Source organism: Mesorhizobium sp. M1D.F.Ca.ET.043.01.1.1, from assembly GCF_003952385.1.
Lineage (GTDB): Bacteria > Pseudomonadota > Alphaproteobacteria > Rhizobiales > Rhizobiaceae > Mesorhizobium.
Map to the genome: position 1 here is coordinate 4,409,823 of NZ_CP034444.1, position 23,091 is coordinate 4,432,913.

The 23,091-nt window shown below is 64.6% G+C and carries 21 protein-coding genes; 12 read left to right on the forward strand and 9 right to left on the reverse strand.

Annotation, left to right across the window (positions count from 1 at the left end; genetic code table 11):
- The first annotated feature begins 185 nt into the window (after positions 1–185).
- From EJ067_RS21425 to EJ067_RS21450, 6 genes are all read left to right on the forward strand, one after another.
- Complete coding sequence (locus EJ067_RS21425) at positions 186–1,118, forward strand: VOC family protein (protein ID WP_126087243.1); 933 nt, start codon at positions 186–188, stop codon at positions 1,116–1,118.
- 4 nt (positions 1,119–1,122) lie between these two features.
- Positions 1,123–1,761: an alpha/beta hydrolase gene (locus EJ067_RS21430; RefSeq protein WP_126087244.1), complete on the forward strand. Its 639-nt coding sequence runs from the start codon at positions 1,123–1,125 to the stop codon at positions 1,759–1,761.
- Complete coding sequence (locus EJ067_RS21435) at positions 1,754–2,053, forward strand: GNAT family N-acetyltransferase (RefSeq protein WP_126087245.1); 300 nt, start codon at positions 1,754–1,756, stop codon at positions 2,051–2,053. Before EJ067_RS21430 ends, EJ067_RS21435 begins: the two co-directional genes overlap by 8 nt.
- A 262-nt stretch (positions 2,054–2,315) precedes the next feature.
- Positions 2,316–3,374 carry a dipeptidase gene (locus tag EJ067_RS21440; protein ID WP_126087246.1) on the forward strand — a complete coding sequence of 353 codons (1,059 nt, stop codon included), beginning with the start codon at positions 2,316–2,318 and terminating at the stop codon, positions 3,372–3,374.
- 260 nt (positions 3,375–3,634) lie between these two features.
- Positions 3,635–4,945, forward strand: coding sequence for a flavin monoamine oxidase family protein (locus EJ067_RS21445; protein WP_126087247.1), 1,311 nt, complete (start codon positions 3,635–3,637; stop codon positions 4,943–4,945).
- A gap of 341 nt (positions 4,946–5,286) precedes the next feature.
- Positions 5,287–5,697 carry a hypothetical protein gene (locus tag EJ067_RS21450; RefSeq protein ID WP_126087248.1) on the forward strand — a complete coding sequence of 137 codons (411 nt, stop codon included), beginning with the start codon at positions 5,287–5,289 and terminating at the stop codon, positions 5,695–5,697.
- Positions 5,698–5,835: 138 nt separating this feature from the next.
- Here the strand turns inward: EJ067_RS21450 and EJ067_RS21455 are convergent, their stop codons facing one another.
- Both EJ067_RS21455 and EJ067_RS21460 read right to left on the reverse strand, forming a co-directional pair.
- Entirely contained in the window at positions 5,836–7,923 is a 2,088-nt protein-coding gene (locus tag EJ067_RS21455) for an ATP-binding protein (protein WP_189510054.1), read from the reverse strand.
- 148 nt (positions 7,924–8,071) lie between these two features.
- On the reverse strand, positions 8,072–8,800 hold the full coding sequence (locus tag EJ067_RS21460) for a response regulator transcription factor (RefSeq protein ID WP_168247407.1): 729 nt from the start codon (positions 8,798–8,800) through the stop codon (positions 8,072–8,074).
- Positions 8,801–8,894: 94 nt separating this feature from the next.
- Here EJ067_RS21460 and EJ067_RS21465 point away from each other — a divergent pair, with 94 nt between their 5' ends.
- Entirely contained in the window at positions 8,895–9,596 is a 702-nt protein-coding gene (locus EJ067_RS21465; RefSeq protein ID WP_126087250.1) for a response regulator transcription factor, read from the forward strand.
- Positions 9,597–9,680: 84 nt separating this feature from the next.
- Here EJ067_RS21465 and EJ067_RS34695 read toward each other — a convergent pair whose 3' ends face one another.
- Both EJ067_RS34695 and EJ067_RS21470 read right to left on the reverse strand, forming a co-directional pair.
- Complete coding sequence (locus tag EJ067_RS34695; RefSeq protein ID WP_189510056.1) at positions 9,681–9,845, reverse strand: hypothetical protein; 165 nt, start codon at positions 9,843–9,845, stop codon at positions 9,681–9,683.
- A 34-nt stretch (positions 9,846–9,879) separates the two neighbouring features.
- Positions 9,880–10,395: a hypothetical protein gene (locus tag EJ067_RS21470; RefSeq protein ID WP_245467997.1), complete on the reverse strand. Its 516-nt coding sequence runs from the start codon at positions 10,393–10,395 to the stop codon at positions 9,880–9,882.
- A gap of 203 nt (positions 10,396–10,598) precedes the next feature.
- Between EJ067_RS21470 and EJ067_RS21475 the strand changes: the two genes are divergently transcribed.
- Positions 10,599–11,051: a L,D-transpeptidase gene (locus EJ067_RS21475; RefSeq protein WP_126087251.1), complete on the forward strand. Its 453-nt coding sequence runs from the start codon at positions 10,599–10,601 to the stop codon at positions 11,049–11,051.
- Between the two features lie 124 nt (positions 11,052–11,175).
- Here EJ067_RS21475 and EJ067_RS21480 read toward each other — a convergent pair whose 3' ends face one another.
- Together EJ067_RS21480 and EJ067_RS21485 are read right to left on the reverse strand one after the other, a co-directional pair.
- Positions 11,176–14,259, reverse strand: coding sequence for an efflux RND transporter permease subunit (locus tag EJ067_RS21480; RefSeq protein WP_126087252.1), 3,084 nt, complete (start codon positions 14,257–14,259; stop codon positions 11,176–11,178).
- Complete coding sequence (locus EJ067_RS21485; protein WP_245467998.1) at positions 14,256–15,557, reverse strand: efflux RND transporter periplasmic adaptor subunit; 1,302 nt, start codon at positions 15,555–15,557, stop codon at positions 14,256–14,258. Before EJ067_RS21485 ends, EJ067_RS21480 begins: the two co-directional genes overlap by 4 nt.
- Before the next feature lie 148 nt (positions 15,558–15,705).
- Between EJ067_RS21485 and EJ067_RS21490 the strand changes: the two genes are divergently transcribed.
- Positions 15,706–16,239, forward strand: a complete 534-nt coding sequence (locus tag EJ067_RS21490; RefSeq protein WP_126087253.1) for a TetR family transcriptional regulator — start codon at positions 15,706–15,708, stop codon at positions 16,237–16,239.
- 79 nt (positions 16,240–16,318) lie between these two features.
- Positions 16,319–17,920, forward strand: coding sequence for an inorganic phosphate transporter (locus tag EJ067_RS21495; protein ID WP_126087254.1), 1,602 nt, complete (start codon positions 16,319–16,321; stop codon positions 17,918–17,920).
- Positions 17,921–17,982: 62 nt separating this feature from the next.
- On the opposite strand, the gene EJ067_RS21500 is transcribed toward EJ067_RS21495, so the two are convergent.
- The 3 genes from EJ067_RS21500 to EJ067_RS21510 all read right to left on the reverse strand — a co-directional run bounded on the left by EJ067_RS21500 (position 17,983) and on the right by EJ067_RS21510 (position 21,080).
- Positions 17,983–18,828, reverse strand: coding sequence for an MFS transporter (locus tag EJ067_RS21500; protein WP_126087255.1), 846 nt, complete (start codon positions 18,826–18,828; stop codon positions 17,983–17,985).
- A gap of 316 nt (positions 18,829–19,144) precedes the next feature.
- A complete protein-coding gene (locus EJ067_RS21505; RefSeq protein WP_126087256.1) occupies positions 19,145–20,305 on the reverse strand; it encodes a patatin-like phospholipase family protein in 1,161 nt (386 codons plus the stop codon).
- On the reverse strand, positions 20,298–21,080 hold the full coding sequence (locus EJ067_RS21510) for an acetoacetate decarboxylase (protein WP_126089689.1): 783 nt from the start codon (positions 21,078–21,080) through the stop codon (positions 20,298–20,300). The genes EJ067_RS21505 and EJ067_RS21510 overlap by 8 nt, the downstream gene beginning before the upstream one ends.
- A 224-nt stretch (positions 21,081–21,304) precedes the next feature.
- Here EJ067_RS21510 and EJ067_RS21515 point away from each other — a divergent pair, with 224 nt between their 5' ends.
- Positions 21,305–22,093 carry a 3-hydroxybutyrate dehydrogenase gene (locus EJ067_RS21515; RefSeq protein WP_126087257.1) on the forward strand — a complete coding sequence of 263 codons (789 nt, stop codon included), beginning with the start codon at positions 21,305–21,307 and terminating at the stop codon, positions 22,091–22,093.
- A 173-nt stretch (positions 22,094–22,266) separates the two neighbouring features.
- A complete protein-coding gene (locus EJ067_RS21520; protein WP_126087258.1) occupies positions 22,267–23,085 on the forward strand; it encodes a sulfurtransferase/chromate resistance protein in 819 nt (272 codons plus the stop codon).
- Positions 23,086–23,091 lie beyond the last annotated feature (6 nt).

Sequence of the window (23,091 nt, forward strand, 5' to 3'; positions counted from 1 at the left end):
GAGCCGAAATTCCCGTTCATTGCAAGGAAGGCATCTTCCTCAATTTATGAACATGAACCATAGGTCCGTTCACTTTTATGAGACAGTCCATTCTGTGTTTGCCTGCTTTGCCGACGGCGGGGCTATCCTCATATTGGCGTGGACAGCGGCGAGGGCCGCAGCAACGACAAGGAAGGAGCAGCATCATGCTCAACCAGATCAAGGGCCTGCATCACGTCACCTCGATGGCGAGCGATGCGCGCCGCAACAATGAATTCTTCACCAAGAAGCTCGGCCTGCGCCGGGTCAAGAAAACCGTCAATTTCGACGCGCCGGACGTCTATCACCTCTATTATGCCGACGAATTCGGCACCCCGGGCTCGGTGATGACCTATTTTCCGTTCCCGGATATCGGCAAGGGTCGGCACGGGGTCGGCGAGGTCGGCACCACGGTCTTCTCGGTGCCGGAAGGCACGCTCGGCTATTGGGAAAAGCGCTTCGCCGACGACGGCGTGGGCAATGTTGCCCGTACGGAAAGCTTCGGCGAGAAGCGTCTTACCTTCACCGGTCCCGACGGCGACAGCTTTGCACTCGTCGAGGACAAGGCCGACAGCAGAGCGCCCTGGGTGAAGGGCGGAGTTCCGGCCGACGAAGCGATCCGCGGCTTCCACTCGGTTGCGCTGAGGCTGAAGGACGGCGGCGCCACCGAGGAGCTCTTGAAGTTCATGGGCTATGAGGAAGTCGACAAGTCCGGCAACATCCGCCGGCTGGCGATCAAGAACGGCAACGGCGCCGACGTCGTCGACATCGAATCGCTGCCCGGCGCGGGCTTCGCCAATCTCGGCGCCGGCTCGGTGCATCACGTCGCCTTCGCGGTCGAGGATCGCGCCAGGCAGCTCGAGGTGCGCAAGGCGCTGATCGACACAGGTTACGGCGTCACGCCGGTGATCGATCGCGACTATTTCTGGGCAATCTATTTCCGTACGCCGGGCGGCGTGCTGTTCGAGGTCGCTACCAACGAGCCGGGCTTCGACCGCGACGAGGACACCGCGCATCTCGGCGAGGCGCTGAAGCTGCCGATGCAGCATCAGCATCTGAGGCCCTATCTCGAAGAGCATCTGCAGAAGCTGGAAGACTGAGGCCATGAGCAAGGACGCTTACATCCACAAAATGCTGCCCGGTTCGCCGGGCAGCCCGCTGCTTTTCGTCTTCCACGGAACCGGTGCGGATGAGAACCAGCTTCTGTCCTTCGGTCGCGAGTTGCTGCCATCGGCGACCATCGTGTCGCCGCGCGGCGATGTCTCGGAACATGGCGCCGCCCGCTTCTTCCGCCGCACCGGCGAAGGCGTCTACGACATGGACGACCTTGCACGCGCGACGGGCAAGATGGCGGGCTTCGTCAAGGCGCATGTCGAGGCGGCAAAGCCTTCGGCGGTGTTCGGGCTCGGCTATTCCAACGGCGCCAACATCCTGGCCTCGCTGGTGTTCGCGGAGCCGACCTTGTTCGATGCCACGGCGCTCATGCATCCGCTGATCCCGTTCGAGCCGGACGTGCAGGGCAGCCTTGGCGGCCGCCGCATCCTGATCACGGCCGGCAGGCGCGATCCGATCTGCCCGCCGAACCTGACCACGCGGCTGGAAGCCCATTTGCGGGCCGACGGCGCGGATGTCACAGTGGAATGGCACGACGGCGGGCACGAGGTGCGGCCGAATGAAATCGAAGCGGCGCGGCGGCTCTTCGCTCTCGTGTCCGCTGCCGAAGGAGACAGGAACAATGGCTGACCAACTGCCCGAGATCGAACTGGAAGACCGCGGTTCGAAGGGGCGCTACGTGCTGCGCGGTTCCGGCGGCGCCGAGGCCGAGATGACCTTCACCAAGGTCGGCGAGCACCAGCTCATCATCGATCACACCGAGGTGCCGGATGTGTTCCGCGGCCAGGGCGCCGGGCTTCGCCTCGTCACCCGCGCGGTCGAGGACGCGCGCGCCGCCGGCAAGAAGATCATCCCGCTCTGCCCCTTCGCCAACGCCCAGTTCCGCCGCCATCCGGAATGGGCCGATGTGCTGAAGCGGTAGCAAGTTCCCCCTTCTCCCCTTGTGGGAGAAGGTGGATCGGGGCGCAGCGCCGAGACGGTTGAGGGGTGATCCAGCGGAGTGAGACGTCGCATTCCCTGGAACACCCCTCATCCGTCGCCTGCGGCGACACCTTCTCCCACAAGGGGAGAAGGGAAAGAGCCAGTCCTTGGCATTTGCGCGGCCCGGCCATCTTGCCTAAGTTGACAGTTCGCTCGGACGAAACCTGTCGTCCCGCCTGTCACTGATTTGAATGGCTTCCCCGATGACCGATACCGACCTGATCCCCGTTTTCGACGGACATAACGACACGCTGCTGAGGCTCTACCAGTCGAAGGAAGCGGATGTCGAAAAGCTGTTCATCGAGGGCACGCCGGGCGGGCATATCGACCTGCCGCGCGCGAGAAAAGGCGGCTTTGCCGGCGGCATGTTCGCGATCTTCCCGCCGCCCATCGAAAAGACCAAGCGCAGCGCCGTGCCGCCGGCGCCGAGCGACAACGAACCCCTGCCGCCGGAACTGCCGCGCGCCGAAGCGGTAACGTCGACCATCGGCATGGCCTCGATCCTGTTCAGGCTGGAGCGTGCCGGCGCGCTCACCATCTGCCGCAGCGCCGGCGAAGTGCGCGAGGCGATGGCGAAGGGCTCGGTCGCGGCGGTGTTCCATATCGAAGGCGTCGAGGCGATCGATCCCGAGCTTGCCATGCTCGATGTGCTGCACGCCGCCGGCCTGCGTTCGCTGGGCATCGTCTGGAGCCGGCCGAACGCCTTCGGCAACGGCGTGCCGTTCCGCTTTCCGTCCTCGCCGGACACCGGGCCCGGCCTCACCGACGCCGGCAAGGCGCTGGTCAAGGCGTGCAACCAGCTCAGGATCATGATCGACCTGTCGCATCTCAACGAGAAGGGTTTTCGCGACGTGGCGGAGTTGAGCGACGCGCCGCTGGTCGCGACGCATTCCAATGTGCATGCGATCTGCGGCCACTCGCGCAACCTGACCGACTGGCAGCTCGGCGCGATCCGCGAAACGGGCGGCATGGTGGGCCTGAACTTCGCCACCGGCTTCCTGCGCGAGGACGGCAAGATGAATGCCGACACCGGCCTCGACATCATGGTGCGCCACATCGACTCGCTCTTGCAGGCGCTGGGCGAGGACGGCGTCGGTCTGGGTTCGGACTTCGACGGCGCCATGATCCCGGCCGTCATCGGCGACGTCGCCGGCCTGCCGAAACTCATCGATGCGCTGGCCGCGCGTGGGTTTGGCCGCGCGCTGATCGAGAAGATCGCCTATCGCAACTGGCTGAATGTGCTGGAAAGAACCATAGGGTGAGCCACACTTACGGGCCTAAAGCGCGTCGCGCTGAAACGGATTCAGCCGGGCCGCTTTAGGTCTTTGTCTTTATGCATATCGTTCCGCTGATACCGCTGCACATTTCGCAGCGACATGCATTAGCCGATACGCTTCAGCCATCCTTTGGTCGGTACGGCCCATGTCGACATAACGTTCGAAGATGCTTGACGGGGTGAACGCCGCACCCTCATCTGCGCGGTTGGGAGCCGGTCGAACTGCCGGCAGATCAGGGCCGGCAATTGAGCAGCAAGATCGAAAGCACCGACGTTGCGATCATTGGAGCGGGGTTCACCGGCCTCTGCGCCGCGCTCGAACTCAAGCGCGCCGGGACCGATTTCCTGCTGTTCGAGGCGCGTGATCGCGTCGGCGGTCGCGTGGAGGCCATGCGAAACGGGCTGGGCGAACGGATCGACAGCGGCGGCCAGTTCCTGTGCCAGGACATGCCGGAGCTGATGGCGTTGGCGCAAGCGCGTGGCAAGACATTGGTCGCGACCCATTTCGATGGCAACTTCATCACGCATCCGCCAATGTCGGTCGATCAGGCGGGGCGGACCTACCATGCCGCGATGGCGATCCGCGAGCGGATGAACTGTATCGAGCCTGAGGATCCGGCGATCGCCGGTCTGACCGTCGCCGACTGGCTGGGCCGCCAGAAGGACGCGGCCGATGCCAAGTCCGCCTTCCGTTCGATGATCGAGGGGTTGTGGTGCCTGGCGATCGACAAGGTGCCGCTCTGGCACCTGATCGATAACGACCGTCGCATCACCAACGAGGCGCCGGAGCTACAGTATTCCCTGCACGAGACCATGCAGTCGCTCGCCGACGATCTGGCCGGCGATATCTTTGACCGGGTGCGGCTAAGCGAGCCGGTCACGCGCATAGAGCAGGGCCGCGAAGGCATCGGCGTCAGCACGGCGAGCGGTGTCATCGAAGCGCGCCAAGTCCTTGTCGCCCTGCCACCGGCGACGGCCGCGAAGCTCGAGTTCGCGCCCGCCTTGCCGGCCGCGCTGACCAGGGCGCTGGGCGCCTGGGAAAGCGGCGCGGTTATCAAGATCGTGGCGCGCTATGCCAGGCCCTTCTGGCGGGAGCGAGGATTGAGCGGCATGGTGATGTGGCGCGACCTGCCAGGCTTGTTTGCCTGTGACGCCAGCAGGGATGAGGAGCACGCCGCGCTCACCGTCTTCATCGGCGGGCCGCTGGCGTTGCGCTGGCGCAAGTTGGGCGAGATGGCCCTGCGTGCGGAAGTGGGGGCAAGACTTGCCGATGCGCTCGGTCCGAAGGCGGTCGACATGCTCGATTTCAACCAGCGCGATTGGACACATGACCGCTGGAGCGGTGGCGCCTATGGCGACCTCATCGTCGATGTGACGGCAATGGATGCGGAAAGTACCATCCTTGCCGGCGCGCCACCTGTCCATTTCGCTGCTTCGGAACTGTCGCCATCCTTTCCCGGCTATGTCGAAGGCGCGATCGTGGCGGGGCGTATCGCCGCCCGGAAGATCTCGGCCGCGACTCAATCGGTCAGGGCGACGAGCGCCTCGAGATCGTAAGCGGGGCGGACCGGCGCGCCGATCGGAATGTCTGCCGCGCCGACGTCGTCGGCCCCGGCCACTGAAATCGGTTTCCCCGGCTCAGCATCTCAAAGATCAGTGTCTGCGACGCCGATTCAGCGCGCAGTGTGAGTTCGCTTACAGTTCGCGAAATCCGGCTGTGCATGAGTTCACCAAACCGGAAGCGGCGCGCGCCGGGCGGTTGGCAGGGACGGGTGTCGCGGCGAAGGTCGCTGTTTCAATCCTGTTACACGGGTAATCGCGCCCTACCATTCGCTCGTTACGCAGCGCGCGTACGTTCGTTTCATAAGGAAAAGAAAAGATAACGAAGGGAACAGCCGATGTTTACGAAAGTCCGGATCGCCGACACCAGCCGCCGTGCCCATGGCCCCGAGCGCAATGACCGCCGGCCGAAGCTGGCGTTGCGCCAGCGCGCCAGCGACCATCCGATGGCGATGTTCATGCTGTTGGGCGCCACGGCCTTTACCAGCATGGTGCTCGCGCCTGCCGCCGGTCCCGCTTTCGCTTCGATCAATCCCCCGGCCAATGTCGTGGAAGGCGCGCCGACCACGCTCAAGACCGCGCGCCTGCCGCAGCCGCAGGTCGACTTCGTCTGCAAAGGCCAGAACTGGGGCGCCGAAAGCTCAGAGTGCCTGCGCGCAATCGCCGAGCAGTCCGGTCAGCACAGGACCCGCGCGGTGCGCATGATCGCCAACGCCGCGCCGCTCACCAACACCCCGAACGTTTTTTGAGGCTCCCCTGAGCGCACCCTCCGCGCTCCAGTCAGGCTCCCGCCGCAAAGTCGGTCGGGAGCCTCTTTTTTGGACCTGTCGATATTCGGGTGAGGTCGGCCTGACTGGAATCTCAACAGACCCTGGGGGTGCCGAATTTCAGCCTTCCACGGCCGCCTGATCGGCAATGGCGGAAAGGACGCCGCGAACGTCGAGCGTCGAGAAAGGCTTCTCCAGGATCTGCGGCCGCTGCTGCGGCGGCAGCGCGTCGATCTCCGCCTTGGCGCCGATAAGGTCGCCGGTGACCAGCACGAAACGCTGCGCCAGCTCCGGCTGTTCAGCAAGCAGCTCGCGATAGATCGATATGCCGCTGGTGCCCGGCATGCGCAGATCGGAAAAGACGATGTGCGGCGGTATCTGGCCGCTCAGCACCTCGCCGGCGGACGTCCAGCTCGGCACGATACGTGACTTGACCCCCATCAGCTCCAGTATATCCGAGAGCGAAGCGGCGACGTCGGGCTCGTCGTCGATGATCAGCGCGTGGCGCAGCCCGCTCGATCGGACCGGACTTTCGCCTGCCCTTGCCGCATCGCCGGCAATGGCCGGCAACTGGACGACGAAGCGCGCACCATGCGGGTCAACCTCTTCGAACCAGATGTTGCCGTTGTGGCGCTCGACGATCGATTTCGAGATCGACAGGCCGATGCCGGTGCCGACGCCGACCGGCTTGGTGGTGAAGTAGGATTCGAAGATGCGTGAGCGGATCGCCTGGGGAATGCCGGGTCCGTTGTCTTCGACGGAGAACCCGGGATTGCCGCGCTCGCTGCGAAAGGTCCGCACCTTGATGCGCCGTTCGCCGGTGATGCCAGCCAGCGCATGCTGGCTGTTGATGAGGAAGTTGGCCGCGACCTGCGTGACATGGTCGGCGTCCGCCATGGCGAGCAGCGGGCCGTTGGCGAAGTCGGTGTCGATGATGATGCCGGTGGAGCGCGCGCCGTAGGCGGTCACCTCGAGCGCCGAGCGCATCACCTGGTTGAGGTCGGTTTCGGCCTGCTCGGTCGGATGCAGACGCACCATCGAGAGGAAGCTCTTGACGATGCGCCCGCAGCGTTCGGCGGCCGCGCGCACCTTTTCGGCCCGCACCTTGGTCTGCGGGTCGGTCGCGAATTCATGCAGCAGGGTCGATTGCGCGACCACCACCGCCAGCGGGTTGTTGAGCTCATGCGAGACGCCGGCGAGCAGCGAGCCCATCGCCGCCATCTTTTCGTTCTGGTGCAGCTTCTCGCGCTGGCGGTTGATCTCTTCCTCGGCGTGCAGCTTCTCGCGCAGGTCGCGGATCGAGCCGAAGATCAGGCGGCGGTCGGCGACACGCATCTCGGTCGCCGTCAGTTCGATCGGAAAGACCTCGCCGGCGGCATTCTGGGTGACGGTCTCCATCCGCTGGCCGACCATCGGCGCGCCACGGCCCGACATGTATTCGGCCCCCGAGGCATAGCCCTTGCGGTAGTAGATCGGCACGATGGTGTCGAGCAGGTCCTTGCCGAGGATGTTGCTGCGCGGGAACCCGAACATCTTCTCGGCCGCGGGATTGAATTCGATGATCGAGCCCGCCTCGTCGATGACGATGATGGCGTCGAGCGAAGCCTGCAGCATGGTGCGGCGGATGACTTCGCTGGCATGCGCCTCGGAAGGGGAGTGTTCGATGGCGTCGCCGATGGCTAAAGCGATGATGTGGAGCGTCGCTTCTTCCTCGTCCGTCCATTCGCGCTCGGCCACGCAGTCGTTGACGGCCAGCGTGCCCCAGAGATGGCCGTGGGCGAAGACCGAGACCGACAGGAAGGACTTGATGTTCTGCTTCTCGAAATCCGTCCGCAGAAAACCGTCGAGGTTGCGCGTGTGGCCGGCAAAGACCTTGCCCTGGCGCTCGTCTTCCTGCAGCCGTTCCAGCAGCGGATCCGAGTTGATGATCGATTGCACGATCACGGTGGGCGATGCCAGCTCACCGCCGAACTCCGGGTCGATCCAGTAGGCCGAAACGGACTGGGCAAAGCCCTGGCCCGGCAGTTCGCGCAAACGGAAGAGAATGCCGCGCTGGCAGTCCATCGAGCGGCACAGCGTTTCTAGTATGCCCTCCATCTCGCGCTGCCAGTCGCCGGCCTCGCGAAGCCGGCGCACGACATGGACAGCCGCCATCGCGGCGCCCTGGCGGGAGCCGTGCATGTCCATCCGTGCGGCCTCAGCTGTCATCGTCGAACGTCATCCCCGGGGGCATATCGGTAAACCATGAAATCCAGCACACAAGCTCCGAAAATCGATCGCGGCTTTCGGGAGCCATGCGCTGGATCGGCATGCTACAGCGTCCGTCGCGTATCCGGAAGGATGCGCGGCGCCGGAGTCAGTTGCCGTCGCCGGTCGGCAGCGAGAAGATATAGCCTTCGCCGCGCACCGTACGCAGGAATTTCGGATTAGCGGGGTCCGCCTCGATCTTTTTCCTCAGGCGCATGATGCGGATGTCGACCGCGCGCGAAGACTCAGGGTCCTCGACAAAGCCGATCGCCTCCGAGATCGCGGCCCGCGTCAAAAGCCGGTTGGCGCGGGTGAGGAAGACTTCCAGCACGTCGAACTCGCTCTTGGCCATCTCGATGACCGCGCCATTGGCGCCGGTCACCAGCCTGCCGTCGAAATCGGCCTGGAAGCCGCCGAAATTCATGAAGCGGCGCGTGCCGGCCTCGGCCTTCGCGGCCTGCGGAGCGACCGGCTGCGGCACGCGGCGCAACACGCTGCGGACCCTCGCCAGCACTTCGCGCAACTCGTAGGGCTTGACGATGTAGTCGTCGGCGCCGAGCTCCAGGCCGACGATGCGGTCGAGCGCGGTGCCGGCGGCGGTGGCATAGATGATGCCGATCTGCGTCCTGGAGCGCAGCCAGCGGCCGAGCGACAGGCCGTCCTCGCCGGGCATGGCGATGTCGAGGATGGCGAGGTGGAAGGGCTGCGCCTCGAGCAGGCTGCGCGCCGCCGCGGCATTCTCGGCCGTGGCGACGTCATAGCCGCTGGCGCCGAGATACTCGGCAACCGCTTCCCTCAGGTCCGGCTCGTCCTCGACGACGATAACGCGCGCCTTCACAATGGTCTCGCTCCCGCTTTCAGCGGAAAGTAGATTGGGTATAAACATGATGTCCAGCGCTCATCTCGAGTTGTCTGTGGCGGGGTGGAGAAAAATGGCAGCACGATCCGTCGTCGCGCTTGTGTCCGTAGCCGAAGTGGTGGCCGGCGACCTGGCCGACCATCTCGAGCGGCGCGGGCACGACGTGCGCCAGGCGCGCCAGCCCTGGGAGGCCGAGTCGCTGCTTTCGGCAGGGGGCATCGACGTCGTGGTCGTCGGTGACGACGTGACCCAGGCGGAGGGGCGCGAACTGCTCAAGCGCTATAGTAGCCAAGGTGGGGGCGGCGAGGGTGGCTCCGACTTCATCCTGATCTGCCGGCCCGCCGATCTCGTCGACAAGGTGCTGGCGCTGGAGCTCGGCGCCGCCGACGTGATCGAAAGCCCGCTCAACGTGCGCGAGCTGGCGGCGCGTATCGGCGGCCTGCTGACGCGGCGGGGCCGCAACACCCAGGAACTGATTGTGCTGGAGAACGCCACCGTCGACTTGAGGTCGGCTATGGTCATGCATCGCTCCGGCGCCGAGGATCAGCTCTCGCCGGGGCAGGTGGCGCTGCTCAGGCTGTTTCTGGCGAGCCCGCGAAAGGTGCTGACGCGCGACGACATCATTGCCGCCGCGCCCGCCGAGAATGCCGATGCCTTCGACCGCTCGATCGATTCGCGCATCGTGAGGCTGCGCCGCAAGCTCGATACGGAGACCATCACCACCATTAGGGGCGCCGGCTACCGCTTCGATCCGCCGACGTCGCGCACCGACTGAACCGAGGGTGGCCAGGGTTCTTCCTTGATCCTGCATCGGATTGCCCCAAAACCGCTTCGCACTTTTTGGGTCCGATGCTCGCGCCTATCGCACCACCAGCACCGAGGGACCCGAGGGCAGCTCCGCGCTGGCGGTGATTTCGACATGGGCGCGCTCCTTGAGCAGCACCGTTGCGAGCGCGGCAAAGCCGAGCAGCCCTTGCGCGTAGAGCAGTGCCGAAAGCACGGAAGCTGCAAATCTGGTGTTCATGTCATTACCCCCTAAATCGATATGTATTGGTGCTTCAGGAAACTCCCGAAGCGCCCGCGCCGCTGACGGAGCCCCCCGCTGCGGCGCGGGCCTTCGGTCCTCTCGGCAGCAAGTAGCCGGAGGGGCCGCGAGTCCTCATCAACCGAAGGCCGACCCGCCAGAGGGCCTTCAGCCGGTGGACGCGCAGGCTGGAAACAATCCAGACCGTGGCGATGAACAGTGCAGCGTGCAGCGTCGAAACCTCGCCGGAATTCATGGCGCCAAAATTCAGGGCGCCAAAATTCAGGGTGCCAAAATTCAGGGTGCCAAGCGTCGTCACCGGGTTGCCGGCGACGGTGCCGGCGGCGCCACCGAGGATGATCGCCGCGACGCCGATCCTGAGAAGCCAGGTGCGTGGTTTCGATTTCCTGCCCATTTTCGTTTGCTGATGTCTGTTCCCGTTGCGTCGACATTGCCGCCGGCCTGTATCCGCATCATGCCGCGCGAGCCGCGCTTTGTTGCAACTCGGTTTCGAGATCGGCGAAACGACTTTCGTATCAAGGCCATACACGCTTTCGTTTGCCAGCTTCCCCCAATTTTTCGTTAATCATACCCGGACCCGCGAGCCGATTTCGTCAGCGGCGCCGTTAACCTCGAGAAACAGATTCGAAACAGAAGCGAGCATCAAGCGAAATAGCCTTGAAACAGGCGCCCACGATAAGACGGCCCATCGAAATTGAAGCCGGCCGGACCGGCATAAAGAGAGGGATCGTCATGCACACTGCCATTTCCGCCAAGCTCATCAACGTCTCGGCCGCCGCGCTCACCGGCGCGGCACTGCTCTTCGGCAGCAATGCCGCTCACGCCAACCAGATCGTCGCCCGGGTTTCGCTGTCGCAGCAGATCATGGAAGTCACGGTCGACGGCCGGCCGACGTTCACCTGGAAAGTGTCGACGGGCGACAGGGGGCACATCACGCCGACGGGGTCGTTCAAGCCGACCCGCCTGCATGAGATGTGGTATTCGAAGAAGTACGACAACGCGCCGATGCCGCATTCGGTGTTCTTCAGCGGCGGCTACGCGGTGCACGCAACCTACGCCATCAAGCGGCTCGGTAGTCCGGCCTCGCATGGCTGCGTGCGGCTGCATCCCGATGCCGCGGCCGATTTCTACCAGCTCGTCGAGGCTTTCGGCCCGGCCAATACCAGCATCGTGATCGTCAAGTAGCGGGCTGGGTCAAGTAGCAGGCTGGTTGCCGCCTTCAGCGGACACGTCGAAGCAGTGGGGCGACCGCCAAAAAAAGAGGCCGGAAATATTCCGGCCTCTTTTGTTTTTCGAACTCGTCTTGTCGTCAGGTCGGCAGCGCCGGCATCAGCTTCGGATCCGGCTTCTCGGCGAGATGCGGAAGATCCTTGCTGGCGATGAAGGTGTAGAACATGGGCACGACGAACAGGGTGAACATCGTGCCGACGAGGATACCGGTGAAGATCACCAGACCCATCGAGTAGCGGGCCGCGGCGCCGGCGCCGCTGGAGATGATCAGCGGCACGACGCCGAGCGCCATCGCCGCCGTCGTCATCAGGATCGGCCGCAGGCGCACCTTGGCCGAGGCGATGATGGCGTCACGGCGCCGCATGCCATGGACCTCGCGCTGCTGATTGGCGAACTCAACAAGCAGGATGCCGTGCTTGGTGATGAGGCCGATCAGCGTGATCAGTCCGACCTGCGTGTAGATGTTGAGCGTGCCGAGCCCGATGTTGAGCGGCACGATGGCGCCGAAGATCGAGAGCGGCACCGCCATCATGATGATCAGCGGGTCGCGGAAGCTCTCGAACTGCGCGGCCAGCACGAGGTAGATGACGATCACGGCGGCAATGAAGGCGATCAGGATGGTGTTGCCCTGCTCCTTTTCCTGCCGCGATTGGCCGGAATAGTCGATGAAGAAGGTGTCGGGCAGCGTCTCCCTGGCGAGATCCTCCAGCACCTTCAACCCGTCGCCGGTGGTGACGCCCGGGAGCGGCAGGGCCGAGATGGTCGAGGAATTCAGCTGGTTGAACTGCTCGATCGCTGCCGGAGAGGCGTTGGTCGAAATCTTCACCACCGCCGACAGCGGCACCATCTTGCCGTCCACGCTGCGCACGAAATATTCGCCGAGCTTCTCGGGGTTGTCGCGGAACTCCTGCGGCACCTGCGGGATGATGTCATAGCTGTTGGAGTCGCGGTCGAACTGCGCCACCTCCGCGCCGCCGACCAGAAGCGTCAACGTGTTGCCAATATCGGCGATCGGCAGGTTCAACGCCGCCGCGCGCTCGCGGTCGATGGTGACGGTTACCTGCGGCGCGTCATAAGCCATCGAGTTCTGCACGACGATGAAGCGGCCGGAAGCCTGCGCCTTGTTCTTGATCTTCTCAGCCTGGTCGAAGACCTCGGAGGGGTCGCCGGTCGAACGCACCACCATGGAGATGGGCAGCCCGCCGCCGGACCCGGGCAGCGTGGGCGGCGCGAAGACGAACGCCTCGACGCCCGCGACCTTGGCCAGGCGGCCGGTGATGTCGGCCTGGATTTCCTTCGAGCTGCGCTGGCGTTCGGCCCAGTCCTTGAAGGCGAAGCCGACAAAGGCGCTGTTGGTCGTGCCGCCGAAGGCGACTGCCGAGAATTGCGCCCGCGTTTCGGGGATGTCCCTGACAAGACCGAGGATCTGGTTGACGTAGGCCTCGGTATAGTCCGACGTCGCATAGCGCGGCGCGGTCACGATCGAGAGCAGGAAGCCCTGGTCTTCTTCCGGCGCTAGCTCGCTGGAGGTCTTGGTGAACATGAAGCCGGTAAGCGAGACCAGCGCGACGACGATGATCAGCGTCACCGGCCGGTTCCTGAGCGAGGCGGTGACCGCGCGCTCGTAGACGCGCTCGACGCGGCCGAAGGTGCCGTCGACGACGCGCTGGAAGCGGCCGTGCGCGCCTGCCTTGAGCAGGCGCGCCGACATCATCGGCGTGATGGTGACGGCGATCAGGCCGGACAGCACCACGGAGCCGGCCAAGGTCACCGCGAATTCGCGGAACAGCGCGCCGGTCAGGCCGCCGGTGAAGGCGAGCGGCGCGAACACGGCGGCCAGCGTGATGGTCATGGCGACGATGGCCGAGAAGATCTCGCGCATGCCGTTGAAGGCCGCCTGCATCGGCGACATGTGGTCTTCCTCCATGTGGCGGTGGATGTTTTCCACCACCACGATGGCGTCGTCGACGACGAGGCCGATGGCCAGCACCATGGCGAGCAGCGACAGGAGGTTGATCGAGTAGCCGACCGAAAACAGGATGAAGCAGACGCCGATCAGCGACAGCGGAATGGTCACGATCGGCATCATCACCGAGCGGAACGAACCGAGGAACAGAAGGATGACCACGATGACGATGGCAACCGCCTCGCCGATAGTCTTGAACACCTCCTCGATCGAGGCGCTGATCTGCTCGGTGGAATCGTAGACGACCTCGATCGTCATGCCCTTCGGCAGCGTCTCCTGAATCACCGGCACGAGCTTGGTGACTGCCGCCGCCGTCGTCAGCGGGTTGGCCGCCGGCGTCGGGAAGATGGCGAGGAAGGTGCCGGGCTTGCCGTTGAAGCTCACCCTGGTGTCGGTGCTTGCGGCGCCGAGCTCGACGCGCGCCACGTCGCGCAGGCGCACCACCTGCCCATCCGTCGAGCGGATCGGCAGTTGGGAGAAGGCCTCCGGCGTCTGCAGGGTTGAGTGAACCGTGATCGACGAGACCACATACTCGTTCTGGGTGTTGCCGGGCGCGGACAGGAAGTTGGAGTTGTTGATCGCGGTCAGCACGTCGGCGGCGGTAGCGCCGCGGGCGGCAAGCCTGACCGGATCGATCCAGACGCGCATGGAATATTCCTCGGCGCCGAAGATCTGAACGTCGGCTACACCTTCCACCGTCGAAATGCGGGGCCGAACGACGCGCTCGATATACTCGGTGAGCTGCTCCTTGGTCATGTTCGGATTCTGCATCGAGATGTACATCATCGCGAACTGCTGGCCGGTGCCCTTGATGATCACCGGGTCCTTGGAGGCATCCGGCAATGTGCCGCGCACGCCCTGAACCTTGGACAGCACCTCGGTCAGCGCGACGTCGGGATTGGAGCCGAGCTTCATCTGCACGGTCACGGTGCTCGAAGACGGGCGGCTCGACGAGGTCACGTAGTCGATGTTCTCGGTCGAGGCGACGGCGCGCGCGATCGGCGCGGAGATGAAACCCTGGATCAGGTCGGCGCTGGCGCCGGGATAGGCCGTGGTAATGGTGATCGCCGTCTCGTCAACCTTCGGATACTGGCGGATCGACAGGTTGAAGATGGCCTGGAAGCCCAGGAGCAGAATCATGCAGGCCAGCACCGTCGAGAGGACGGGCCGGCGAATGAAGATATCGGAAAAGCTCATTGCTGAACCTGCTTGTTCGCCGATTTGCTGGGATCGATCGTGTTGTCGACGGCTACCGACATGCCGTTGAAGAGCCTGTTCTGGCCGGCTGTGACGACCTGGTCGCCGGCCTTCAGGCCCTCGGCGATCTCGACCATGCCGTTGTTGCGGCGGCCCAGCTTGACGAACACCTGCGACAGCACGAGCGCCGGCTGCTGCCCGGCCTCGGCCGGCTTCTGGGCGTTGTCAGCAGGTTTCGCAGCGTTGTCGGCAGGCTTTGCCGCCTCGGAGGCCGGCTTCGAGGCGTCGGCCTGCGACTTGGCGGCATCGCCGGCCGGCTTCTCCGCGCCGGCCTTCTGGTCTTCCGGTTTCGCTGGCTGGCCAGCGCCGGCGTCAGCAGGCTTTGCCGGCACGACGACGAAAACATAGTCGCCGTAGAGGCTTGAGGTCACCGCCGTCTGCGGTACGGAGATGACATTGTTTTCTTCCGGCAGCTCGACGCGGATCTGCACGAACTGGCCGGGGGTGAGCTTGTTCTCCGGATTAGCGACCTCGCCGCGGATAGAAACCAGCCGGCTTGCCGGGTCGATCTTTGGATCGATGCCGCGAATGGAGCCGGCAAAGGGCATGTCGGCACCGTTGCTGCCGATCCGCACCGCCTGGCCGATCTTCAGCAGCGGCAGCTGCTGCTCGGGCACCGTGAAGTCGACCCGCATCGTGTCCAGGTCCTGGATCGTGACAACCGAGTTGCCGGGCGCCAGATACTGGCCGATGTCGATCTTCGGAATACCGACCGTGCCGGTGAAAGGGGCCGAGAGCTGCTTCTGGTCGAGCACGGCCTGCAGCTTGTTGACCTGCGCGGCCGAAGCGGTCGCCGCCGCGCGCGCCGCATCGAGCGTCGCGTCGGTGCCGACGCCGCGCCGCTGCAATTCCAGCGCGCGCGTGAGCGCCGCCTGGTCGGACGCGGCCTGCGCCTTCTGCGCCACCAGGTCGGCCTTCTCGACGGCATCGTCGAGCTGCAGGAGCACGGCGTCGGCCGCGACCTTCTGGTTGGCGTGGAAGAGGATGTCCTTGACGATGCCGGCCGTCTCGACGGTCAGGTCGACGCCGCGCACGGCGTTTACGGTGCCGATCGCCTCGACGCCGGGCGTCCAGTTCGCGGGCTTCGCGACAACGGTCGACACTGTCGCGGCCGGCGGCTTCATGGTGGCGAAAAACTGCTTGATCGCACTGTCGCGAAACAGGTTGAAGCCGACGATGCCGACGCAGACCACAGCGAGCAGCAGCAGAAATCCGGTAATGATGGCGAAGCGCTTCACGGACAGACCCCTCGAGCCGGCAACCGGTAAAACAATCGATGCCGGGACACATACCGGCGATGGGTCCCGATTTCAAATTTCGGGCGCTTTACTGTACCGTCTGGACGGTCTTGTCAATTCCGCATAGGCTAATGTAGGTGGAGGGGTGATGAAGGCTCGCAGGGCGAATTCGCGCGACAGGATATTGGCCGCCGCCGCCGACGTGGCGCGCGAGGCGGGTCCGGGAAGCCTGTCGCTCGACGCGGTTGCCAGCCGCGCCGGCGTCTCCAAGGGCGGCCTGCTTTACAACTTCCCGACCAAGGCCAAGCTGATGCAGGGGCTGGTCGAGAACTACCTCAATGCTTTTGAAAAGGCACTCGAGGAACGCACGGCCGAGGCCGGCGACGGAAGCGCGCTCGCGGCCTACATTCGGCTCTCGGCCGACGATTGCGAGAAGCCGAAACCTTCGGCCACCTGGATATTCTCCGCGATTGCCGAGGATCCGGAATTCCTGACGCCGATAAATGCCTTCAAGCGGCAGCTGTTCGAACGGCTGAAGGGGGAGACGGACGACCTCGGCTCGCTGCTGGTCTGCTTCCTCGCCATCGAAGGCCTGCGCAGCATGAACCTTTTCGATTCCGACGTGCTTTCGGAGGACGAGCGCAAGCTGCTGGTGGCCTCGCTCCTCAGGATAGCCGGATAGGTTGCAGGCGTCACACCAGCTTCATCCTGGGGACATAGCGTTCTTCCGGTTCTTTGCTGCAATGCAAAAGGAGTGGGACATGGTGGACGTTGTTTCCAGTGAGGCGGGGATTCCGAGACCGGATCACCCATTAGAGCAATCGAGCGGCGCCAAATGGTTCCTGCCGGCCTTCGGCGTGCTGGTTCTGGCCGGCCTGATCTATGTCGGCTATGCGCTGAGCCAGGATCTGGCGATCGCCAAGACGGTGCCCTGGATCCTGCTCGGCATCGCCCTGCTGATCGCGCTCGGCTTCGAGTTCGTCAATGGCTTCCACGACACCGCCAATGCGGTCGCCACCGTCATCTACACCCGTTCCCTGCCGGCGGAATTCGCCGTCATGTGGTCCGGCGTCTTCAACTTCCTCGGCGTGCTCACCTCCAGCGGCGCGGTGGCGTTCGGCATCCTGTCGCTGCTGCCGGTCGAGCTCATCCTGCAGGTCGGCTCCTCGTCAGGCTTCGCCATGGTGTTCGCGCTCTTGGTGGCGGCGATCCTGTGGAACCTGGGCACCTGGTTCCTCGGTCTGCCGGCGTCCAGCTCGCACACGATGGTCGGCTCGATCATCGGCGTCGGTCTCGCCAACCAGTTCATGGCGCCGGCCGGAAGCGCCACCAGCGGCGTCGAGTGGGGGCAGGCGAGCAATGTCGGCCTGTCGCTGCTTGTCTCGCCGCTTGTCGGCTTTTTCGCCGCCGCCATCCTGCTCTATGCGATGAAGCTTCTGGTGCGCAATCCGGCGCTCTACGAGGCCCCGAAGGGCAACACGCCGCCGCCGTGGTGGATCCGCGCCCTGCTGATCTTCACCTGCACTGGCGTTAGCTTCGCGCACGGCTCGAACGACGGCCAGAAGGGCATGGGCTTGATCATGCTGATCCTGATCGGCGTGGTGCCGACCGCCTATGCCCTCAACCGCACGCCGGACATCAACTATCTGGAAGCCTACAAGTCGGCTTCCGTCGCCGTCGAGCAGGCGCTGGGCAAGTACGCCAAGCCGGGCGTCACCGTCGCCGACGCCAAGGCCGCGGTTCAGGAGGCTGTGCGCAGCAAGACCTGGAACGATCAGACGACCGTGGCGCTGCAGACCTACATCCACAACACGACCGCCGGACTGCAGCCCTATGCCAGCATCGACAAGGTGCCGACCGACCTGGTCAGCAACGCCCGCAACGACATCTACCTGATCGGCGAAGCGCTGAAGCTGATCGACAAGAAGAAGCTGCTGCCGATGCAGGACGCGGACCTGAAGGCGGTGACCGACTATCACAAGGCAGTCGACAACGCGACGAAGTTCATCCCGCTGTGGGTGAAGATCGCCGTGGCACTGGCGCTCGGCCTGGGCACCATGGTCGGCTGGAAGCGCATCGTCGTCACCGTCGGCGAGAAGATCGGCAAGAGCCACCTGACCTATGGCCAGGGCGCCGCCGCCGAGCTGGTCGCGATGATCACGATCGGCGCTGCCGACCGTCTCGGCCTGCCGGTGTCGACCACCCACGTCCTGTCGTCCGGCGTTGCCGGCACGATGGCGGCGAACGGCTCCGGCCTGCAGTGGGCGACCGTGCGCAACCTTTTGCTCGCCTGGGTGCTCACGCTGCCCTGCTCGATCGCGCTGTCCTTCGTCCTCTTCGTGGTGTTCCGCCAGGTGTTCTAGCATTCGAAGCGGAAAACCAGAGGCGGCGCCGTTCGCGGCGCCGTTTCTTTTTGGCGGCCGGCCTATCGCCGCGAGACATCCGCCCTGCTTCGGCGGCGCAATTGGCGCAGAGACAACACATGTAGCAGGATTGAGCTTGGCACCACGAAAGCAGGGGTCAGTACACCCGGGTAATCGCCAGCACCGATGCTCTGCACATGCGGAACGATCAGCTGCCAGGGTCCGGGCGAGGTAATCATTCCCATGGTGATCGCGACTGCGAAGTCGGCCAGTCCGATGAAATTCCAGAAAGTTGCCGCCCTTCGGCCCCCGGCTGTGCCGGTCGCCACGGCGATCGCCACCGGCAACGCGAGCAGTCCGGTCAGCATGTCGCCGATGCCTGCCGGCGCTGCGAAGACGCCGGGCAGCCCACCATGCAGCCAGGCCGCGATCGCCCAACTGCCGAATATGCGGTAGAGCTGAAGCGTGACGAGCCAGTTCGCTGGTATCGCATCGAGCACCTGCCCAATCCGTTTTGAGAACAGCAGCAGGGGCGCGCCGATCACCACCGGCAAGAAGATCGCCGATGGCAACACCGGAAAAGACGCGGCGTCCGGGTGGAAGACGCCGTTGATAGCGGCGCTCCAGGCGACGGCGAGCCACAGGGTGTCCGGGATCATGATTGCCAGCCAGGTCGCGCGGCGTTGACCCAGCGTCAAGCTCGTGTGTTCGAGGCCGAGCCACAATCCCAGTGCGACGAGCCCGTGGGCGGCGAGTTGGTGAGCCGTGGTCGGAATGCCGCTGTCCGGTATCGCCGGCCAACTGTAGATCAGCAGTAGCCATAGCGCCGTGAGCGGCGCAAACCAGAGCAGGCTGCGCCAGGGATCATGCGACGGAACGATAGCAGAGGGAACAGCTTCGGCGGTCATCGGCGGCACTCCATCGAGCCTGGCGCATTTGCTTTCGCCCGGATGTACGCCAGCTTTCCGCAAGCGCCTATTCGCGGTAATGTTGATGGGCTATCAAGCAGAACTTCACAGTTCGAAGGCGTTACCAGGCGTTGCCCTGCACCGCGGTTTTCGCCGAGGCGCCGCAGAACTCAGGGTGTCTCTTGTCGGATAAGTCGGCGGTGCGCCTTTATGAGGCGCGTCGGGCCAACGCGCGATGCACACCCGACGCCCAGCGTCGGGCTCACCGAAGCCGGGGAAGGGTTCCTTCCGCGCGCAAAACCTGCCTTCGACAATATCAGGTCGGATCTTCCCGATGCAGGTCGTGGATGGCGACGCCTTCGACATTGGTCGGCAGCATCAGCCACTGCTTGTGGCGCAGCGTGCGCTCGGTGTCCTCGAGGCCCATCTCCCAGTGCTCGCGCATCGAGGTGCCCGAGAACTCATAGTCCTTGGCGTGGCCCTCATAGCCTTTGTGCTGGTAGATCAGGTGGACGATGTTGACCACGCCGGCGTCGGAATAGTCGGCGATCAGCTCCCTCTCGCCCTCCTTCAGCAGTTCCGGTGGAACGCGCTTGAGGGCATCGAGCAGCTTCATCTTCAGCGCATGGATGCGCTGGAAATTGTCGGTGTTCTGGCGCGTGCGGCTCGAGTACATGATATCCTTGTGGCGCGACAGCACCTCGGCCATGCCGCGCGGCAGCGCGCCGCGGGCGCTGAAAAGATCGACCTGGAACACCAGCGAGGAACGGTCCTCTTCCTGGTCGAGCAAGTACTGCAGCGGTGTGTTGGAGACGATGCCGCCGTCCCAGTAATACTCGCCCTCGATGCGGATCGACGGGAAGGCCGGCGGCAGCGCGCCGCTCGCCATGATGTGCTCCGGCCCGATGCGCACCTTGTCGGTGTCGAAATAGACGAAGTTGCCGGTCCTGACATTGACCGCGCCGACGCTCAGCCTTTTCCTGCCGTCGTTCAGCACATCGAAATCGATCAGGCTCTCCAGCGTCTCCTTCAGCTCGGCGGTGTCGTAGAAGCTGGTCGCGCCATCCGCGCCCGGCGGCTGGAACCATGGGTTGGGACTGCGCGGCTTGAAGAAGCCGGGCTGACCCATGGTCATCGTCATCCATGACGAGGTGCGGTTGCGGATGTCGCGGTAGACGTCGCCTTCGGGCGTGTAGGTCCAGATCTTGCGACCGGAGACCGTCTGCCAGAACTGCTCGAGACGCTGCAGCCGCCGGCTCGGCTCGTTGCCGGCGATGATTGAGGCGTTGATCGCGCCGATCGAAACGCCGGACAGCCAGGTCGGCTCGCAGCCGGCGTCGGAAAGCGCCTGGTAGACGCCGGCCTGATAGGCGCCCAGCGCGCCGCCGCCCTGGAAGACCAGAGCGACGCGGTCATATTGCTGCGAGATTTCCTGGATGGTGGCGGCGATAGCCTTGTTTCGGGTGCGTTCAAGCACGAGCCTTCTCCGGCTGGATTGCACTGGCGGCCGACTGTTCAGCGAGATAGTCGTGGACGACTTCGCCGAGCCCAAGCGTCAGGTCGGCGGTGAAGTGGACGGCCGACACCACCTCGAGCACCGGCAGCTTCGCCACATCGGCTATGACATGCGGCCGAAGGTCGAGCGCGGCTGGCGCCGTCCAGGCTTCCTTCAGCGTCACGTCGGTCAGGTAGTAGCGTACCAGCTCGCAGATGCGCGGGCTGCGGTCGACATGCGGGATGATCTTGATGAGGAAGTTGGGCGCGGCGAGCGAGGCGAGCACGGAATCATGGTCGGCTTCGCGGTGCTTGTAGCCCATGGTGCCGGTGGCGCACAGAACGCTGCCATAGTGCAGCGTGCCCACCACCACCTCGCCCTCATGCACGATCTTGGGGCTGGCGAGCTTCTTCGGGAAACCCCAGAGCTCGCGGCCGCCGGCGATCGGTGCGTCGTCGTCGAGATACATGGAATGGACGTAGCCGCCATGCTGGCCACCGAAGCGCACGGGGATCACCTGGCCGGTCTCGGTGTAGTCGCCGAAACCGGTCGAATCCGGCATGCGGATGAACTCATACTTGACCAGCGGCTCGTCGATCTCGAGCGGCTTCGGCACCACCGCTTCCAGCGCCTCGCGTGTCGTGCGGTAGGTGATGATGATGTATTCGCGGTCGAAGAAGCGGTACGGGCCGGGCGGGAAGGATGGGTTGGTGAGCGGCATGGCATAGGCGCGCTTCACGACATCGGCGATTTCCAAGCTATTCACCCATCGGCTCAGGAATGACACACGCGAGACGCGCAGGAGGATTATGTTGCACGGCACCATGACAGTGCCATGTCACCCTCTCGCCCGCCAGCTTCTCGGCTCCCGGAGTGCATCACAACATTGTAATCGCAACGACATATGGTCATGACATTGTTATGTTGCGGCGCACAAACTATGTGCCTTCGCAGTTCCACTCACCTGTCGCGAGATTTCCCATGGGCTCCCTGTCTTCGAAGAATGCGCTCGTCACCGGCTCGACCAGCGGCATCGGGCTGGCAATCGCCCGCGCCTTTGCCGCCGAGGGCGCCAACGTCACCATCAACGGCCTGGGCGATGCCGCGGCGATCGAAAAGGAACGTGCCGGCATCGAGAACGACTTCGGCGTCAAATGCCGCTACTCGGACGCCAACATGATGGACGGCGCGGCGGTGACCGCCATGATCCGCGAGGCCGAAGAGGCGTTCGGCAGCCTCGACATCCTGGTCAACAATGCCGGCATCCAGCATGTCGCGCCGATCGACGAGTTTCCCGACGACAAGTGGGAGGCGATCATCCGCATCAACCTGCTTGCCGCCTTCTATGCCATCAAGGCCGTGCTGCCCGGCATGAAGAGCCGCAAATGGGGCCGCATCATCAACACGGCGTCGGCGCACGCGCTGGTCGCCTCGCCGTTCAAGTCGGCTTATGTCTCGGCCAAGCACGGCATTGCCGGCCTGACCAAGACAGTGGCGCTGGAAGTGGCGCAGGATGGCATCACCGTCAACGCCATCGCGCCCGGCTATGTCTGGACGCCGCTCGTGGAGAAGCAGATCCCCGACACGATGAAGGCGCGCGGCATGACCGAGGAGCAGGTCAAGCACGACGTGCTGTTGGCCGCGCAGCCGACCAAGGAGTTCGTCAGCGTCGAGGAACTCGCGGCGCTGACGCTCTTCCTCTGCTCGGACGCCGCCAAGCAGATGACCGGCACGACCCTGCCGATGGATGGCGGCTGGACGGCGCAGTAGCCGAAACAGCGCTCGCGGAAAGGAAGGCGGGCGGGAACGCCTTCCCGGCAATTGGATTCTTGACAATCGCAGGCGAGCGTTCCAGCATTCCCGCAAGGGGTTCCCCGCGACGACCCCGTGAGGCGTCAGCCCAACGATCGCGTCCAGACTCTCTTTGTTCAGGAGGTGGACGCATGCCGTCAACAACCGCAATCACCGTTCCGCAGCTCGCCCGCCTCGTCGGCCTGCCGGACGCGCCGGTTCTCATCGATGTACGCATTGACGACGACTACCAAGCCGATCCGCGCCTGCTGCCGGCTTCTTACCGGCGCGATTTCAGAACCGTCTCGACCTGGGCGGCCGCGTTCTCCGGATCGAAAATCGCCGTCATCTGCCAGAAAGGGCAGAAGCTTTCGCAAGGCGTGGCGGCATGGCTGCGCCACGAAGGCATTGCGGCGGAGTCGCTCGAAGGCGGCTTCGAGGCGTGGGCCGAGGCCAAGGCGCCACTGGTCAGAGCCAGCGCCATCCCGGCCCGCGACGAGAAAGGCCGCACGGTCTGGGTCACCCGTTCCCGGCCGAAGGTCGACCGCATCGCCTGCCCCTGGTTGATCCGCCGCTTCGTCGATCCCGAGGCGGTGTTCCTGTTCGTCGACCCGGCCGAGGTGCCTCTGGTGGCCGACCGCTTCACCGCGGTCCCCTTCGACATCGAAGGCGTGTTCTGGAGCCATCGCGGCGACCGCTGCACCTTCGACACGATGATCGAGGAATTCGGCCTAAGCACCGAGGCGCTCGATCGACTGGCGCTGATCGTGCGCGGGGCGGACACGGCGCGCCTCGACCTCGTTCCGCAGGCGGCCGGGTTCCTCGCCGCCTCGCTCGGCCTGTCGCGCATGTTCCGCGACGACCTCGAGCAGCTCGAAGCCGGCATGCTCCTTTATGACGCCTTCTTCCGCTGGTGCCGCGACGCCACGGACGAGACGCACAACTGGCCGGCAGGGGGAAAGGCGCCGTGACCGTGC